Source organism: Bacillus sp. N447-1, from assembly GCF_022701035.1.
In the GTDB taxonomy this organism is placed as follows: domain Bacteria; phylum Bacillota; class Bacilli; order Bacillales; family Bacillaceae_G; genus Bacillus_A; species Bacillus_A cereus.
Genome location: NZ_CP065509.1, coordinates 229,827 through 245,223 on the forward strand (window position 1 = coordinate 229,827; position 15,397 = coordinate 245,223).

Here is a 15,397-nt window from a genome sequence, read left to right on the forward strand (position 1 = left end):
GAGAGTCGTGTCCGAATTTAATTAACTGCATATATTGTTAAAAGAAAGGAGGGAGAGTTATGGCATGTACTACGAATAATGTTTGTTTAGATGTGTGTCTTAAAATTACAATTACCCCTGGTAGTGGAATTGATGCAGTAGTCGATTGTGGAGGCACATGTGGGACAAGTCCTACTATTGTAATTAGTCCTAGTGGATCAATTGTTATTACTTTACCATTAGTTGCATGTTTCTCAATTGCACTAAAAGATGATTTAAGTGTTGACTCTTCATTAACAAGCCTCTATTTTCAAACTTCTTAAGAAAGATACAGAAATGAAAAGCCTGCCTGCTACTTTTCTTTTGATCTAATGTAAAAATAAAAAAGATGGTTACAACCATCTTTTTTTATTTTGCTATATATTTAAAATGAATTCATATATTATTTGGTGGTAAGAATATACAATTAAAAGTATTCAGTGTTTCTTTTTTGTTCAATGAGGTAAGAAATTGCTTCTATATGATCACCAATGATTTGTTGCGTTGCTAATGAAAGGTAGCCTTCCTGCGAGAAGTGTTTTTCTGGTCGAACTCGATTTATCTTGTCAACGTCGATAGAATGAACATTTTGTACATGCAATCCTGCTAAAATTGTTTTAACTTGACTTAAGGTTGGTGAAAGAAGAGAATCAAACCCAATTGTATCAATGCATTTTCGACTAAAAGCATGAGGGACAGCAGTTGTGGAGCCCATACCTAAATCTTTTCGATTACATGCTAAATTAACAACATGCTTACATGCAGTTACGATAGTATAAGGAACACGATACATGTAGTAGTGCTCTAATTTATTTAAAGCTAAATCGGTTCCATTTTGAACAGATTGTACAAATGGTAATAAATCAGAACTAGGAATTAAGAAATCACCATCAATAAATAATAATATATCACCTTTTGCAAAATATGCACCAACGGCACGTCCGGTATCAATGCCGAGTGCTTCTTTGTAAGTAATAACTGTTGCACCGCAATTCTTCGCCAATTCCTCTGTTTTATCTGTTGATCCATTAACAATAATGATGATTTCTAAAGGTTTTAATTTCTGCACCTCAAAAATGATAGATTCTATCGTTTTTTCTTCATTTTGAACAGGGATAATGATGGATAATTGTTTATTTCCATAAGTATTTGAATAAAACTTTTTACCTGTAATTATTTTGGGTATAGCTCTTTGTTCGCCGTTTTGAAGTTCTAAAATAATATCTCGCCTTCGATTATTATCAGTATAGTTTCCTCTTGAATTTTGTAATATATTTACCCAATTTTCAATTGCTTCTAGGTGATAACGAATGAGTTGTTTTGAGGGGAAGGAGGGAATTTGCGGTATAGAAATTTTAAAATGATTGCTAATGCGAAATTTATTTTTAATAATTTTCATTTGTGCCAATATCGGATTTAATAAACTTTCTGGAGTAATTGCATCAAGAATCTCTTTTGTTATTGCATAGGGAGGAAATAATAGTGAGTTAACATGTAAATCTGGACGATGAAAAAAATGATTCGTAACCTGCTGCCAAATCATTTCTATAGTTGGCTTTTGCTTTTGATAAAAAAAGTCATCTAAATTGTTTAATACTATGTCAGCTGATTCGTCTAGTAATGGTTGAAGAAATTGTGTAAGTAAGGAAGATTGGATAATGTAATTTGCATCTAAAAATAAGAGGTACTTACCCTTTGCTTTTGTGGCACCAATTACATAACAATTATTTAATTCTGACGGTTCTTCTAATGTGATAATTTTACAATTGTAAGATTGTGCAATATCAATGGAATCATCGATATATCCGTTAATAGTAAGGATGATTTCTAAAGGGTGTAGTTGTTCACAGGCTTTCAAAATTTCAGGTAAAACTTTTATGTTATGCTGTATACGAATAATAATAGAAATCGGATTTTTACACATAAGTAGTCTCCTTTTTAATCAGAGGTAGTTATTAATAAGATTAGATAAAATAGGAGATATATATTTTATTAAATACGTAACGACTATTTAGTTTTCTCAGACTTAGAATTTTCATTACCTGAATTAGTACCTTTATTTATTCCAGAAGCCAGTAAATTATTGAGAACGCTCAGGTCTAATTGCATAGGGATTGAGTTTTCGGATGTAGTTTTCTCATTTTCTTTTTGGTAGTTAATATAGTCTTTATATTTTTATTTCTTTATATTGTTTTAAGGTAATGAAAAATCCAGAAATAATGAAGAGAAAAGAAATAGTAGCAAGTAAAAGTATTATTTCCAACATAAAACACCCTCCTTTAAATCTATAATAATACTATATTTGAATGTAATAAGACAAAATTCGAGCTAATGAGTTCACTTTTTAAATATATGCAAATCTTTAGTAAAAGTTACTAATTTCTAGGTTAAAGGAAGCAATTACAGAAACGTATAGATATAAATAAATTAAAATTTCATTTGTAGTGTAAAGGTATGTGTTATATAAGCTGAACGTCATTCTATAACAAGTTAAACAGGGTTTAATTTTATATAAAAGAGCATTTAATTGGACAAATAATTAATTATGTGAAATAATAATAACAGATAAGGAGACGTTGCTTTTCCTTAAGTGCTTCGAATTAATTTTATTCAATAAGAGAAGGTGTGCTTAAAGAAGTTAAATTAAATAAGGAGCTGTTTTATTATATGCAACAAAATAATGATTTAAATTTTGAACCTCAAGACGTTAATATTGTTAATCCTAAACAAGCCAGGAAAGCAGTAATTGCTACTGGTATAGGGAACGCAATGGAGTGGTTTGACTTCGGATTATACGCGTATTTAGCGGTAATTTTAAGTCAATTATTCTTCTCTGGTGTTGATAATAGTGGATTGCAACTTGTACTTACATTCGGTACATTTGCAGCAGCCTTCCTCGTTCGACCAATCGGAGGTGTATTCTTTGGTAGAATAGGAGATAAGTACGGCCGAAAAATCGTGTTAAGTACTACTATTATTTTAATGGCACTTTCTACATTATTCATCGCATTACTACCAACCTATGAACAAATTGGTGTATGGGCACCAATACTACTTTTAGTTGCCCGAATGATTCAAGGCTTCTCTACAGGCGGCGAATATTCAGGAGCAATGGTTTATATCGCAGAATCTTCTCCAGATAAAAAGCGTGGTATACTCGGTAGTGGTCTTGAAATTGGAACACTCTCAGGTTACATTGCTGCATCGGTAATTGTTACCATTTTGACGTTATTGTTAACAGATGAGCAAATGCTCAGCTGGGGATGGCGTATTCCGTTCTTAATAGCTGCACCAATTGGTTTGGTCGGTTTATACTTACGCCGTCATCTAGATGAATCTCCAATCTTTGAAGAGATGGAAAAAGCACAAGAGGAATCTGAAGACAATGAACAATTTTCATTCATGGATATTATTAAATATCACAAAAAAGACTTCTTATTAAGCACAGTAATTGTCGCCTTCTTTAATATTACAAATTATATGATTCTTTCGTATATTCCTTCTTATCTAACTCAAGTACTTAAAGTCGAAGAAACAACAGGCTTATTAATTATTTCTATTACGATGGCACTTATGATTCCACTAGCACTATATTTCGGTAAATTAAGTGATAAAATTGGTAATAAACGCGTTGTGCAAATTGGTTTACTTGGTTTAACTGTATTTGCAATTCCAGCATTTTTACTAATAGGTAACGGACATATTGCAGCTATATTTGCAGGTATTTTCGTACTAGGTTTCTTCTTAAGTGTATATGAAGGAACATTACCTTCATTATTACCATCACTCTTTTTCACTGATGTACGTTATCGAGCACTTTCGATCTCATTTAATATTTCTGTATCGATATTCGGTGGAACAACACCGCTTGTATGTTCATACTTAGTTCATGCAACTGGTAACCCGCTCGCACCGGCATTTTATTTAGCAGGTGTAAGTATTATTGGATTAGTTGTATTTAGTGTACTATTCGTTACAACTTCAGGGCGTGCGCTAAAAGGTTCATATCCTACAGTAGAAACGAAAAAAGAAGCACACCAAATCGCTAAAGAAGACCCTGAAGAAACACTTTGGTGGCATGAAGAGTCATTAGAAATTGAAGCAGGGAAGAATGCTTCCATTTAAAAAGCAACGTAGAAGTACAAAAAGACTCCTATGAATATAGGAGTCTTTTTGTTACGTTATTTCTTTCGTTTCTTCAAACTTTTTTGATATGCATAAAGCTTATGAATCTCTTCCTTAAATTCATGTAGAAGTACAGTGTTTGCACTATTTGAATAACGCACCGTATTATAAGTATCTATAATAATATCACTTTGAATATTTACATCTTCTTCATCGTTTATTCTTTCTAGCCAAGCCTCAACAGTTTCTCCCCGTTTTCTATTTAAAGGAGGGGTTAACTTACTCTCTAGCTTAAAAATTTCCTTCCGAATTTCGTTATGTGGCGGTTTATTTCGTTTAAAACGATTTTGGCTCATTCCTTCTTTATCAGTAATGATAGTAGATTCGAAGGCGGGCATATTTGGTAAACTTAAATGTTTTCGTTTTTTTACTATTTTCCAAACGACGTAAATAGCGATAGCTGTACAGACTATTATTGTAGTGCTATTTATGAGTATTGGATCAAAATCAGGAATTTTTTTTCCGTCTTCAATTTTTGGTTTTAAGAGATGTCCTTTATTTGCCCAAACATCTTCAGTATCTTTTAATTCCGCTGCTTTAATTAATGGCATTAAAGCATAGCCGAAGCCTAATGCGACTACTTCCGTTATAAAACCAAAAATAAGTCGAATGAAAGGAAATACTTGAACAATTAATATACTCATTAAGCCAATCGTAATGATAGAAGAAAAACGTAATAGTTGTTGTTTGCGATTGGCCCCGGTTAACCAAAATGTAATCATAAGATGCAAGGCTAACATTAATAGTTTCCACAACGGTGGAAAGGGTGCATAAAATATAGCTGAAACGACAAACCATACAATACCACCTAAAGATTTTTGAACTGGATATCCAGGTCCGACCACATGTACGATAAAGAAAAATAGTGGTAATATGATTGTGCCAAATAGAGAAAAAGGTAAAAATAAAGAGAAAAGAACGATTTGAAGAACTAAAAGTATTACAAATCCTGTTGTTTTTTTCTGCATAAATTTATGAATAAGAAATACTCCAATATAGCCTGTTGTTAAAAATATTGCAATACTAATTAGTTCATCTCTTTCTGTTAATAATGAAAGCAGAAGGAGCAGAATGAAATCATGAATGTGATATAGCCAAGTTTTCAACTGGTTCCACCATCCCTTCACTAGTAATGAGAAACGTTGGCTGCGAGAGAAGAGGGAGTTCATTTCTTTGTAAACCAATGTATATCATTGTAGACGATCGTTCTCTTTTTCTCTTTACATAATGAAGGAATCCTTGTTTCGGAAGTAACGTACTATCATCTGAAATACGGGCTAATTCTTCTAAAGCTTTTGCATATTGTGTTTGTCCTTCATTTAACGGTACATGTAATGCACCGCCTTCTGCTAATACACTAATAAACAATTCAAACGGAATGTGGTGCTTCGTTGCATACTGGAAAATGTATGTTGCATATGAAATAAGTTCTTCTACATTATCTTTCCAACCAAATCCACGATCGGCAGCTAAAGAAAGACAAATCGTCCAACTATAATTTTTTACAGGTTCATATTGCTTCGCCTGTAATTGTTGCATTTTAGCAGATGCCTTCCAATGAATAGAGCGGAAAGACTCACGCTCATATCGCTTTACACCGATAATAGATGTTTCATCATTGTAAAAAGAAAAATTCGTTCGATAAGATCCATTCAAAAGTTGCTGAAGTTCTTGCAAACCTGCTACTTCTTTAGGAGAAGGATACACAATAATTTCAGTCCTTAATTTATCAAAAACAGGTAAATGTACAGTTAATAGATGAAATGGATCTTTTAATACACATTCAAATTGTTCAATTTGAAACACGCCACGCTTCGTGGCGGTTAATGTTAACCCCCATTTTTGTGCCGAATGTGCAAGTTGTGAAAATGGGAAAGAGAATAACGTTTTTGATATTTGTTCAATGCCTTGCTCTTTATGCGGTATAAGGGACGAATTTAAATGAAAGTAACAAACACCATTAACGATTGGTATGCTGGCTCCATTTTTTAAATGAATAAAAAACTGTCCAGATTCCTCAGGAAAAATCCGTGTAGTTTGTTTCTCATTTATGATTTGAAACTTCTTCTCTATGAAAGCGACATATTTATAAATAAAAATCGCAAATAAATAATAGAAGAAAAAGAGAAACATAAGCATTCGTTGCGGGAAAAAGAATGTGAAAAGTAATGCGATTGGAACGGTTAGTTGAATAATATGGAGTTGAAAAAATAAAGGCACAGTTACAACACGCTGTCCATTCATGCTTGTTCAATCTCCACAGGTACGTCAACTTCTTTTAAAATACTTTGCATAATATCATTCTTTGTCGTACGCAGGGCACCTTCCATTGATAAGACGATACGGTGATTCCAAACAGAAGGAACTAACAATTGTATATCTTCTGGTGTGCAATATTCTCTCCCGTGTAAAAAGGCTAAAGCTTGAACAGCACGTACTAAAGCTAATGTGGCACGTGGGCTTACACCGTTAGCGATATAATCATGATTTCTTGTAGCATGAGCAAGTTTAATAATGTAATGTTCTAACGGTTCCGAAACAAATATTTCTTTTACTCGTTTTTGAGCTTCTAAAATATCTTCTAATGAGATGACAGATGTGACACTTTCTAATGGTAAATCGTTCCGAAAACGTCGCATCATTTGTAACTCATCTTTAGGAGTTGGATGACCGATTGAAATCGTCATTAAAAAGCGATCAAGCTGTGCATCTGGAAGAGGGAAAGTCCCTTGTGATTCAATTGGGTTTTGCGTCGCAATAACAAAGAACGGTTTCGGAAGAGGAGTTGACTGCTTCTCCAGCGTCACTTGTCGTTCTTCCATCGCTTCTAACAAACTCGACTGCGTTCTCGGCATTGCACGGTTAATTTCATCTGCTAGCAAAATGTTTGTCATAACTGGTCCAATTCTTAATTCGAATTCGCTTGTTTTTGGGTTGAAGTATTCAATACCTGTTACATCACTTGGAAGTACATCAGGGGTAAATTGAACGCGAGAAAAACTACCACCAATACTTTTTGAAATGGTTTTCGCCAGTAACGTTTTCCCAGTACCAGGCACGTCTTCGAGTAGTACATGTCCATCAGCAAGAAGTGAAACGAGCAGTAGATCAATAACATTTTCTTTACCAACAAACACAGATCCGATGTTTTCTTTCAATTTATTTATCATATGTACCATTCCTTTCATTATAAAAGAGCTAATATTTCTATATTTTAACAAATTATTCAGAAAATTGGTATGATTTTTTAATTCAAAGAAATGGATATTTAATTATTAAATTACTCTTGCATATTTTGGAATATAATTATACAATATCGATATACGATGTATCGTGAATCGATATATCATATATCGATGTATCGGAGGTAGTTATAATGAATGCGAAGGCGCAAAAATATATTCCGTTAACTGAGGCGACATATTACATATTATTGTCACTCGTGAAGCCGTTGCATGGCTACGGAATTATGCAAATGGTAGAAGAGATGACAAATGGGGAAGTAAAGCTCGGCCCTGGTACTTTATATGGAAATACGACGAAATTACTAAAAGAGAAGTTAATTGTTGAAGTTGCCTCTACAGACAGAAAGAAGTGCTATGAGTTAACGCCGTTTGGGAGAGAAGTGTTAGAGCTCGAGTATAACAGATTGCAGAGATCTGTAAGGAATGGAAATAGTATATTAGGGGAGTGAATGAGAGATGGAGACAAAGAAGGTATTTAAATTTTTCATGGCATGGAGTTTAGAAAAAGAAGAAGCTTTTTTACGGAAAATGCATCAAAAAGGTTGGGCGTTACAAAGATATAATTTGTTGTATACGTTTAAGAAAACAGAACCGAAAGATGTAATATATAAAGCGGATTTTAGATTGGTTTATAGGGATTCAAAAGAAAAACAACAGGAGTACTTTGAAATATATGAAATGTCTGGTTGGAAACGTGTCACAAGTTTTACAAGATGGAATTATTTTTGTAAGGAAGTAGAGAAGGGAATTGAGTTACCTGACATATATTCAGAGAAGGACACGAAGGTACAAAAAATGAAGGAATTATTACAATTTTTCGCATTGATTTCAATAACTATATTACCCTCAATGTATAGCGTATTTTTAAGTTCAACAGAATCAAGGGTGCCAATTTGGGCGAAAGTTATGACAGGGTTTGTAGGTTGTATGTATGCTTATTTCTTCATGAGGATTTTTTGGAAAATCAAGAAATTGAAAAGTGAAATATTATAATAAAGATTAGACCCTAGAAGAAGATAATGATGACAATGAACAATGACATATTATCTTCTTTAATTTTTATGTAATTCTATTTTGTTAACTATTTTTATATAATAAAACATTATATATTTAAGGCATAGAACTAACAGTTACAAAGATAATACCAGTAACAATACCTAAAAAATCATAAATGAAGAAGTAATTAATAATAACGAACTAGCAATGAATATCACTTTATTAGATTTTTGTTTTTGTAAAGGAAATAAAGTAAAAGACTACAAACAGTAGAAAGTATCCATATAGCTAAACCGTAAGAAGTCGAGATTTTCTTCCAATCGGAAATCCAAAAGTAAAAGCTTATTATGTGACAAGTTAATAGTAGAAATGTTGATGGAAGCATTATCTTTTTATTTAAAATCATTTGTTTCACCTCCCTTATGTAAATATTACTAAAATGGTGTGGATTTTAACATATAATAAGGAAGAAATACATTTTTAATTAACGTATTAAACGAAAAAATCCCTTATAGAAAAATCTATTTCTACAAGGGATAATCATATTTTTATTAGAAAGACTGATTTTGCGCAGGTTTAATAAATTGTTCAGGGTTTTCAACAAGTCCGCATACAGCACATTGGACACGGTATGTAGGTCCTTGATAAGCCATATGAAAAGCATTCATCGTTTCATTTGTGTATTCTTCTTCCACTTGACCAGTTTGTGGATTTATTTTGACTGGTTTTACTTGTTGCTCAAGAATATTAAAGCGAGTACGGTTCGTTTTACAACTTGGACATAGCATTGGTTCCATATGTATACACCTCCATTTGTATCATTTCTTAAAATCTTTAATTTTATGCAAGCAAAAAACTTTCTCAATATAAATAGGTGTTTAATGTATTTAAAATTCAGAAAAAATAAAATATAATAAAAGTACGAACTGGTTATGTCCAAACCAAATCTCCTGTTTTATGCCAATAAGCTGGGGGGCCGAGAAATCGGCCTCATTTTTTTTGCTCATTACTACAAGGAACAATGTTTTATGAGACTTTTGTCGAAATTTTAGGGATAGATACAAAGGGGGATGTAAAATGAATTTGAAAATGAAGTACATCATTTTATATGTAGAAAAGTTTGAGGAATGTTTAAAGTTCTATAAAGATATTTTACAGTTACCTATAAAAGCAGAGCACGGCACATATATTGAATTTAATACTGGAACTACCATTTTAGCGATGAATACGCGGCAAGATGTGAAAGAATTAACAGGACTACCGCTTACAGAAGGTGAATTACAGTCTTCTCATTTCGAGTTAGGATTCGTTGTTGAGAATGTACAAGAAACGATTGAGCAATTTAGAGAGCAAGGTATTAAAATTTTAGTGGAGCCAATTGTAAAACCGTGGGGACAAACAATTGCCTACATTGCTGATCCAGATGGAAATTATATTGAAATTTGCAGTTCATTAGAATAGAGGGAGAAAGAGAGATGGGATTTCCGAAACTAGAAACAGAACGTTTATTCTTAAGAGAACTTACACTATTAGATGCAGAAACGATGTTCCAATATTTTTCGAAAGAATCAGTTATACGTTATTTCGGAATGGATTCTTTCCAAAATATTGAGCAAGCGAAAACAACGATTCAAACGTTCAAAAATCGTTATGAAGAGGGCAGTGTATTTCGCTGGGGAGTCGAGAAAAAAGGGACGGGCCAATTAATCGGAACGTGCGGATTTCATTTAATTAATAATCATCATAAACGAGCTGAAATTGGTTATGAATTAGATGATACATATTGGGGACAAGGATATGCATTGGAAGCATTACAAGCAATTTTAGCTTACGGATTTGAAATACTGCAACTAATAAGAATCGCAGCGGTTGTATATGTAGAAAATAAAGCTTCTCAAAAATTATTAATAAAAGCAGGATTTCAAGAAGAAGGATTACTTCGAAAACATATGATTCAAAATGGAGTTGCTCATGATACCATTTTATATTCTTTATTAAAAGAAGAGTGGAAGAAGTAATGAGTACAAACGAACTTATAACGATTATGAAGAAGCATAGGGAAAATAGATTCATTTTAGGTATAGATGGTTTAAGTCGATCTGGAAAAACAACATTCGTAGCCAATTTAAAAGAAAATATGAAACAAGAAGGCATTCCGTTTCGTATTTTCCATATTGATGATCATATAGTGGAGCGTAATAAACGATATCATACTGGATATGAAGAATGGTATGAGCATTATTATTTACAATGGGACATTGAATGGCTAAGGCGGAAATTTTTTCAAAAGCTACAACATGAAACAAAATTGAAATTACCTTTCTTTCATGAAGAAACAGATATATGTGAAATGGAAAAAGTACAGATTCCTATTGTAGGCGTAATTGTTATTGAAGGAGTTTTTCTGCAGCGAAAAGAATGGAGAGATTTTTTTCATTATATGGTCTATTTGGACTGTCCAAGAGAGACAAGGTTTCTACGTGAGAGTGAAAAAACGCAGAAAAACCTTTCAAAGTTTGAAAATAGGTATTGGAAAGCAGAGGATTATTACTTAAAAACGGAATTGCCGAGGGATAGGGCGGATTTAGTCATTGAATGATTTGAAAATAGAAGGTGAATAGAATGAATATTTTATGGGATTTTGATGGGACGTTATTTGATACGTATCCTGCATATACAATGATGCTTTCTGAAATATTAGGTGATTCAGTAGAAAAACAAGAAATATACAAAAACTTAAAAATATCATACTCTCATGCAATTCAGTATTATAATATTTCATGTGAGCAGGAAGAAAAGATTAAAGTTTTGAAGGGGAAATTCACGCCAAAAGATATGAAACCTTTTGCAGGTGTCGAAGAGGTTTTGAAATTTGCAAATAAAAATGTGATTATGACCCATAAACATAGGGAAGGGGTTATGGGCATTTTAAAATATTACGGCTGGGAAAAATACTTCGTAGATATGGTTACAATTGACGATGGCTTTCCTCGAAAGCCAAACTCTTTAGCTTATAATCATCTGCATAAAAAATACAATATTGATTTAGCTATTGGAAATAGAGAATTAGATTTATTACCTGCAAAAGAATTAGGTATTTCAACATGTATGTTTCAAGGTGATTGTGATGTAGCGGATTATTCTTTATCACATTACTCGGAGTTTTTTAAGATAGTGAGTGATAGAGAGTTTTCTTTATAAAAAAAGTTATTAATAAAGACTGAATCTTTCATTTTAAAGGTACAGTCTTTATTTTTTAGAACTCTTTCATTTTATTCCGCATTAACGGGTAGCCTGATTGGTTCAACTAATAATCAGTGAAGGGTGAACAAAACCTCCACTGATTAAAGTTTCACTTTATTTTCTGTATATAATAATTACTAGAGGTTAAAGAATGATCGTCCATCTTTATTAAGGAAGTAGCCAGGTTAATTGTTAGATAGAAATAAACCGAAAGATAAAGTGATAGCGTCTACTTTATCTTTTTTATATTTTAACCAAATTATGGTTATTCATGTTAATATGAATTCATAGCTATATAGAAGGGGTGGGGTTAGTATGAAAACTGAAATAGTTCCTAAAAAGAAGTACAGTATAATAAGCTATGTATCTTTACTCATCGGCATTTTGTGTTTTCTATTCGTTTTTATAACGCCAACAAGGATAGCCAATGCAGGTAATATAGTTGGAGATTATATTACAATTGCCCTGACAGGTGTAGGTATCATACTTTCAATAATCACAATGACGAAAAGAACAGAGAAGAAGGGAATTGCTATTCTTTCATTAATACTGTCCGCATCATTTTTTATATTTTGGATCATAGCAATTATCCTATTGTTTACTGGTCAAATTAGTTTTGCACCGTAATGTGTAATAAAAAGAGTCCTTCTCGTATGAAGGACTCTTTTTACTCGGTATCTTCAGGTTGATATTCTAAAATATCCCCCGGTTGGCATTCTAATGCTTTACATATTGCTTCTAAAGTTGAAAAACGGACTGCTTTTGCTTTTCCATTTTTCAAGATAGAAAGGTTAGCCATTGTAATTCCAACCTTCTCCGAAAGCTCTGTTACACTCATTTTTCTTTTTGCTAACATTACATCAATATTAATAATAATTGCCATATTATTCACCTCAGACCGTTAAATCATTTTCTGATTTTATATCTATAGCATCTTTTAATAGTCTTTGGAGAACGGCAGCAAAGACCGCGATTACCATTGAAGCAAAAATCATAATCATTCCGATAATAATAATGCCAGGGGCGTCATCTCTCTCTGCCACGAGATAGAAAAGTGGCATACCTAATACATATAATACACTAATTGCCAATGCGCTGTACTTAATATTTTTTAAAGCTTGAACAGATAACTCTGAGAATGCGTTATTTTTATCAATATAGTTTAAAAGCTTAAATGTTTGGTACAGTGCGAAGTAATAAGGTATTGCTGTTGCATATAAATTGATAAATACAAGATATTTAATATATGCAATATCTGGATATAATTCTGCAGCGAAAGCTCCTATTTTAGGGACTAAAAAAATGCACATAGCAAGAACGGGGATTCCGATCAGAATCACAACGGTCTTTAAAAAGAGTGTGGATCCTTGTTTCATAAAAAGCACCTCATTTATTTAATATCTTATTAATTTAACACGAAATTTATTGTTTAACAATAAATTTTTATTTCTTTTGATCGAGGATTTATTGTTAAACAAGTAATTAATGAAAAGGATGTTAAATCTTTTTTATAAGATAGATGATACATACCGATATTTAATAAAGGAAAGAAAGGGAAAGTAACTATTGTTAGCTTTATGAGAATTGGGAACTAATAAAACATATGTAGGTTTTGGTATGGAAAAGGAAATAGTGTGTATTTAAAATGAATGCAAAGTTTATGGAGGAACAATCATGTTGAATTATGGTGTGAAGATGAAAAAGTTGCTATTAGTGGCAGCTATAATAGTAAGCGTATTAAGTACGGAAAGTATGATGAATTATCATGCGGCCAAAGCTAAGGTGAAAAAAGTAGAACATCAGCCTAAAAATATAATTATAATGGTTATGGACGGAACGAGTTCAACGGCGGCAACATTGGCTCGCTGGTATAAAGGGGCACCGCTTACGTTAGATCAAATTGTAACAGGAGGAGTTCGTACGTTTTCGGCGGAATCAGCTATTACAGACTCAGCGCCAGCAGCAACAGCATTAGCAACTGGAAATAAATCAAATTCAGGATATGTAGGTGTATTACCTTCTATTGTAAGTTCGCCTAGCTTAGAGCCAATAAAAGAAGAGGACAAGTTACGGCCGGTCGCAAACGTATTAGAAGGTGCAAAACGTACTGGTCGTGCAACTGGAATTGTTGCTACATCTGAAATTCAGCATGCTACTCCGGCGGGATTCTCGGCTCACCATGTCAATCGCAAGCAATTTGACGTAATTGCGAAGCAGCAAGTATATCAAAATATAGATGTCGTATTAGGCGGGGGAAAAGCAGCGCTGCTACCTATGCAAAGTAATGGAATCCGAAAAGATGGTGAAAATTTAGTGAAGGTGATTCAAGACAAAGGATACGATTTCGTTGAAACGAAAGATGCGTTATTGAACTCCAAATCTAATAAAATTTGGGGCTCTTTCTCACATCATGCTCTTGCGTTTGATATGGATCGTATAGCAACAAACCCAGAACAACCAACACTTTCTCAAATGACAGAAAAAGCAATTCAAACATTATCAAAAGATAAAGATGGCTTCTTTTTATTCATAGAAGGTAGTAAGCCTGATTGGGCAGCCCATGCTAATGACCCAATTGGGATGATTAGTGATATATTGGCATTTGATGAAGCGGTAGCAAAGGCGTTACAATTTGCGAAGAAAGATGGGGATACGATGCTCATCGCTTTAACTGATCATGGTAACAGCGGCATCTCTATAGGGAATAGGAATACGACAAAAGGATACAATACTACACCGGTTTCTGCATACATTGATCCATTGAAAAAGGCGAAAATGACACTTGAAGGAACTATAAATAAACTGAAATCTGATTTATCAAATGTAGAAGATGTAGCTAAACTATATGGTTTGGATAATCTAACTCATGATGAAAAAGAAAAATTAAAAGCGGCAAAAAAGAAAATGGATGTAGGACGAATTCTTACTACATTATTGGCTAATCGTGCAAATATCGGCTTTACGACAGGAGGACATACAGGTGAGGATGTATTCTTACATTCTTATGGACCTCAAAAACCAGAAGGCTTAATCCAAAATACAGACATTGCGAAGACGATGGCGAAAGCGATGGGCTTTAACTTAGAAGAAGTAACGAATAAAATATTTTTAGAGAGTGAACAAGTCTTTAAGAAAATCGGTGCAACTGTAACAGCCGACAAAACCGAAGGAGCAAACCCGTTACTCGTAGTAAAACGTAATAAAGTAGAAGCACAATTATTTGGTAACAAAAATATAATTCGTATCAATGGTAAAGGACATGAATTAAGAAGTATTATTGTAGAGAGTAATGGAAAGTGCTATGTACCAGAAGAAGCAATTCAACTATTTGTAAAGCATTCTCGTTAAAAAATTGCCAACCAGTTAAGCTAACTGGTGGCAATTTTTTGTGTTTATTCTAAATATAAGGGTTCGGATTGTTTTGGAAAGTTTTCCAGATGAGACTTGTATAAATGTGAAAGGGGAGTTATATTTTTTCTTACATTAAAAAATTTCGTTTTGTAGAATAGAGAATTTATACATATAGTAAAGTCTAATGTGTTATCAATTAATATTTACGAAAAATATATTAATACTTTAGAATTTCTTTAATTTTCATTATTTTTATTTAAGGTTATCCGTTATATTTATAATGTATTTATTTCAATTTATTGTATTTCAGCGCAGTTTTATATAATTATAAAGCAATCATCAAAATAAAATCTCCACTA

The 15,397-nt window shown here is 32.9% G+C and carries 17 protein-coding genes and 2 pseudogenes; 10 read left to right on the plus strand and 9 right to left on the minus strand.

All coding sequences use genetic code 11. From position 1 onward, the window contains the following. Positions 1-59: 59 nt before the first annotated feature. Positions 60-302 carry a hypothetical protein gene (locus IQ781_RS01070; protein WP_000752474.1) on the plus strand — a complete coding sequence of 81 codons (243 nt, stop codon included), beginning with the start codon at positions 60-62 and terminating at the stop codon, positions 300-302. Positions 303-445: 143 nt separating this feature from the next. Here IQ781_RS01070 and IQ781_RS01075 read toward each other — a convergent pair whose 3' ends face one another. Both IQ781_RS01075 and IQ781_RS01080 read right to left on the minus strand, forming a co-directional pair. Further along, positions 446-1,942, minus strand: coding sequence for a glycosyltransferase (locus tag IQ781_RS01075; RefSeq protein ID WP_000335242.1), 1,497 nt, complete (start codon positions 1,940-1,942; stop codon positions 446-448). A gap of 83 nt (positions 1,943-2,025) precedes the next feature. Further along, positions 2,026-2,284 (minus strand): annotated as a pseudogene (locus tag IQ781_RS01080) (hypothetical protein). A 401-nt stretch (positions 2,285-2,685) separates the two neighbouring features. On the opposite strand from IQ781_RS01080, the gene IQ781_RS01085 reads away from it, so the two are divergent. Further along, positions 2,686-4,143, plus strand: a complete 1,458-nt coding sequence (locus tag IQ781_RS01085) for an MFS transporter (protein WP_001186926.1) — start codon at positions 2,686-2,688, stop codon at positions 4,141-4,143. A gap of 56 nt (positions 4,144-4,199) precedes the next feature. On the opposite strand, the gene IQ781_RS01090 is transcribed toward IQ781_RS01085, so the two are convergent. Genes IQ781_RS01090 through IQ781_RS01100 form a run of 3 tightly spaced genes read right to left on the minus strand, consistent with a single transcriptional unit; the run spans position 4,200 to position 7,373 of the window. Further along, positions 4,200-5,309, minus strand: coding sequence for a DUF4018 domain-containing protein (locus tag IQ781_RS01090; protein WP_000860489.1), 1,110 nt, complete (start codon positions 5,307-5,309; stop codon positions 4,200-4,202). Further along, positions 5,281-6,447, minus strand: a complete 1,167-nt coding sequence (locus IQ781_RS01095; protein ID WP_001014395.1) for a DUF58 domain-containing protein — start codon at positions 6,445-6,447, stop codon at positions 5,281-5,283. Before IQ781_RS01095 ends, IQ781_RS01090 begins: the two co-directional genes overlap by 29 nt. Beyond that, positions 6,444-7,373 (minus strand): AAA family ATPase, encoded by a 930-nt coding sequence (locus IQ781_RS01100; protein WP_000608783.1) that lies wholly within the window; start codon positions 7,371-7,373, stop codon positions 6,444-6,446. Before IQ781_RS01100 ends, IQ781_RS01095 begins: the two co-directional genes overlap by 4 nt. Positions 7,374-7,579: 206 nt before the next feature. Between IQ781_RS01100 and IQ781_RS01105 the strand changes: the two genes are divergently transcribed. After that, entirely contained in the window at positions 7,580-7,897 is a 318-nt protein-coding gene (locus IQ781_RS01105) for a PadR family transcriptional regulator (RefSeq protein ID WP_000991882.1), read from the plus strand. Between the two features lie 7 nt (positions 7,898-7,904). Then, complete coding sequence (locus tag IQ781_RS01110) at positions 7,905-8,441, plus strand: DUF2812 domain-containing protein (RefSeq protein WP_000448416.1); 537 nt, start codon at positions 7,905-7,907, stop codon at positions 8,439-8,441. Positions 8,442-8,558: 117 nt separating this feature from the next. Here IQ781_RS01110 and IQ781_RS01115 read toward each other — a convergent pair. Both IQ781_RS01115 and IQ781_RS01120 read right to left on the minus strand, forming a co-directional pair. After that, a pseudogene (locus IQ781_RS01115) lies at positions 8,559-8,850 on the minus strand (hypothetical protein). A gap of 145 nt (positions 8,851-8,995) precedes the next feature. Continuing rightward, the gene (locus IQ781_RS01120; protein WP_000433602.1) at positions 8,996-9,241 is read right to left on the minus strand and encodes a hypothetical protein; all 246 of its coding nucleotides are present in this window, start codon (positions 9,239-9,241) and stop codon (positions 8,996-8,998) included. 280 nt (positions 9,242-9,521) lie between these two features. Here IQ781_RS01120 and IQ781_RS01125 point away from each other — a divergent pair, with 280 nt between their 5' ends. The 5 genes from IQ781_RS01125 to IQ781_RS01145 all read left to right on the plus strand — a co-directional run bounded on the left by IQ781_RS01125 (position 9,522) and on the right by IQ781_RS01145 (position 12,314). Beyond that, the gene (locus tag IQ781_RS01125; protein ID WP_001049849.1) at positions 9,522-9,905 is read left to right on the plus strand and encodes a glyoxalase/bleomycin resistance/dioxygenase family protein; all 384 of its coding nucleotides are present in this window, start codon (positions 9,522-9,524) and stop codon (positions 9,903-9,905) included. A gap of 14 nt (positions 9,906-9,919) precedes the next feature. Then, complete coding sequence (locus tag IQ781_RS01130) at positions 9,920-10,462, plus strand: GNAT family N-acetyltransferase (RefSeq protein ID WP_063220880.1); 543 nt, start codon at positions 9,920-9,922, stop codon at positions 10,460-10,462. Beyond that, positions 10,462-11,043, plus strand: a complete 582-nt coding sequence (locus IQ781_RS01135) for a kinase (protein WP_000106113.1) — start codon at positions 10,462-10,464, stop codon at positions 11,041-11,043. The genes IQ781_RS01130 and IQ781_RS01135 overlap by 1 nt, the downstream gene beginning before the upstream one ends. A gap of 23 nt (positions 11,044-11,066) precedes the next feature. Continuing rightward, complete coding sequence (locus IQ781_RS01140; RefSeq protein ID WP_063220881.1) at positions 11,067-11,645, plus strand: HAD hydrolase-like protein; 579 nt, start codon at positions 11,067-11,069, stop codon at positions 11,643-11,645. 357 nt (positions 11,646-12,002) lie between these two features. Further along, positions 12,003-12,314, plus strand: a complete 312-nt coding sequence (locus IQ781_RS01145) for a hypothetical protein (RefSeq protein ID WP_063220882.1) — start codon at positions 12,003-12,005, stop codon at positions 12,312-12,314. Positions 12,315-12,354: 40 nt separating this feature from the next. On the opposite strand, the gene IQ781_RS01150 is transcribed toward IQ781_RS01145, so the two are convergent. Together IQ781_RS01150 and IQ781_RS01155 are read right to left on the minus strand one after the other, a co-directional pair. Further along, the gene (locus tag IQ781_RS01150; RefSeq protein WP_000974619.1) at positions 12,355-12,570 is read right to left on the minus strand and encodes a helix-turn-helix domain-containing protein; all 216 of its coding nucleotides are present in this window, start codon (positions 12,568-12,570) and stop codon (positions 12,355-12,357) included. Between the two features lie 10 nt (positions 12,571-12,580). Further along, a complete protein-coding gene (locus IQ781_RS01155; RefSeq protein ID WP_000809113.1) occupies positions 12,581-13,063 on the minus strand; it encodes a DUF2975 domain-containing protein in 483 nt (160 codons plus the stop codon). 298 nt (positions 13,064-13,361) lie between these two features. Between IQ781_RS01155 and IQ781_RS01160 the strand changes: the two genes are divergently transcribed. After that, positions 13,362-15,035 (plus strand): alkaline phosphatase, encoded by a 1,674-nt coding sequence (locus IQ781_RS01160; protein WP_000935916.1) that lies wholly within the window; start codon positions 13,362-13,364, stop codon positions 15,033-15,035. Positions 15,036-15,397: the final 362 nt, after the last annotated feature.

Coding starts and splice junctions, on each gene's coding strand:
- IQ781_RS01070 (WP_000752474.1), top strand. CDS start 60: ATGGCATGTACTACGAATAATGTTTGTTTAGATGTGTGTCTTAAAATT.
- IQ781_RS01075 (WP_000335242.1), bottom strand. CDS start 1,942: ATGTGTAAAAATCCGATTTCTATTATTATTCGTATACAGCATAACATA.
- IQ781_RS01085 (WP_001186926.1), top strand. CDS start 2,686: ATGCAACAAAATAATGATTTAAATTTTGAACCTCAAGACGTTAATATT.
- IQ781_RS01095 (WP_001014395.1), bottom strand. CDS start 6,447: ATGAATGGACAGCGTGTTGTAACTGTGCCTTTATTTTTTCAACTCCAT.
- IQ781_RS01100 (WP_000608783.1), bottom strand. CDS start 7,373: ATGATAAATAAATTGAAAGAAAACATCGGATCTGTGTTTGTTGGTAAA.
- IQ781_RS01105 (WP_000991882.1), top strand. CDS start 7,580: ATGAATGCGAAGGCGCAAAAATATATTCCGTTAACTGAGGCGACATAT.
- IQ781_RS01110 (WP_000448416.1), top strand. CDS start 7,905: ATGGAGACAAAGAAGGTATTTAAATTTTTCATGGCATGGAGTTTAGAA.
- IQ781_RS01120 (WP_000433602.1), bottom strand. CDS start 9,241: ATGGAACCAATGCTATGTCCAAGTTGTAAAACGAACCGTACTCGCTTT.
- IQ781_RS01125 (WP_001049849.1), top strand. CDS start 9,522: ATGAATTTGAAAATGAAGTACATCATTTTATATGTAGAAAAGTTTGAG.
- IQ781_RS01130 (WP_063220880.1), top strand. CDS start 9,920: ATGGGATTTCCGAAACTAGAAACAGAACGTTTATTCTTAAGAGAACTT.
- IQ781_RS01135 (WP_000106113.1), top strand. CDS start 10,462: ATGAGTACAAACGAACTTATAACGATTATGAAGAAGCATAGGGAAAAT.
- IQ781_RS01140 (WP_063220881.1), top strand. CDS start 11,067: ATGAATATTTTATGGGATTTTGATGGGACGTTATTTGATACGTATCCT.
- IQ781_RS01145 (WP_063220882.1), top strand. CDS start 12,003: ATGAAAACTGAAATAGTTCCTAAAAAGAAGTACAGTATAATAAGCTAT.
- IQ781_RS01150 (WP_000974619.1), bottom strand. CDS start 12,570: ATGGCAATTATTATTAATATTGATGTAATGTTAGCAAAAAGAAAAATG.
- IQ781_RS01155 (WP_000809113.1), bottom strand. CDS start 13,063: ATGAAACAAGGATCCACACTCTTTTTAAAGACCGTTGTGATTCTGATC.
- IQ781_RS01160 (WP_000935916.1), top strand. CDS start 13,362: ATGTTGAATTATGGTGTGAAGATGAAAAAGTTGCTATTAGTGGCAGCT.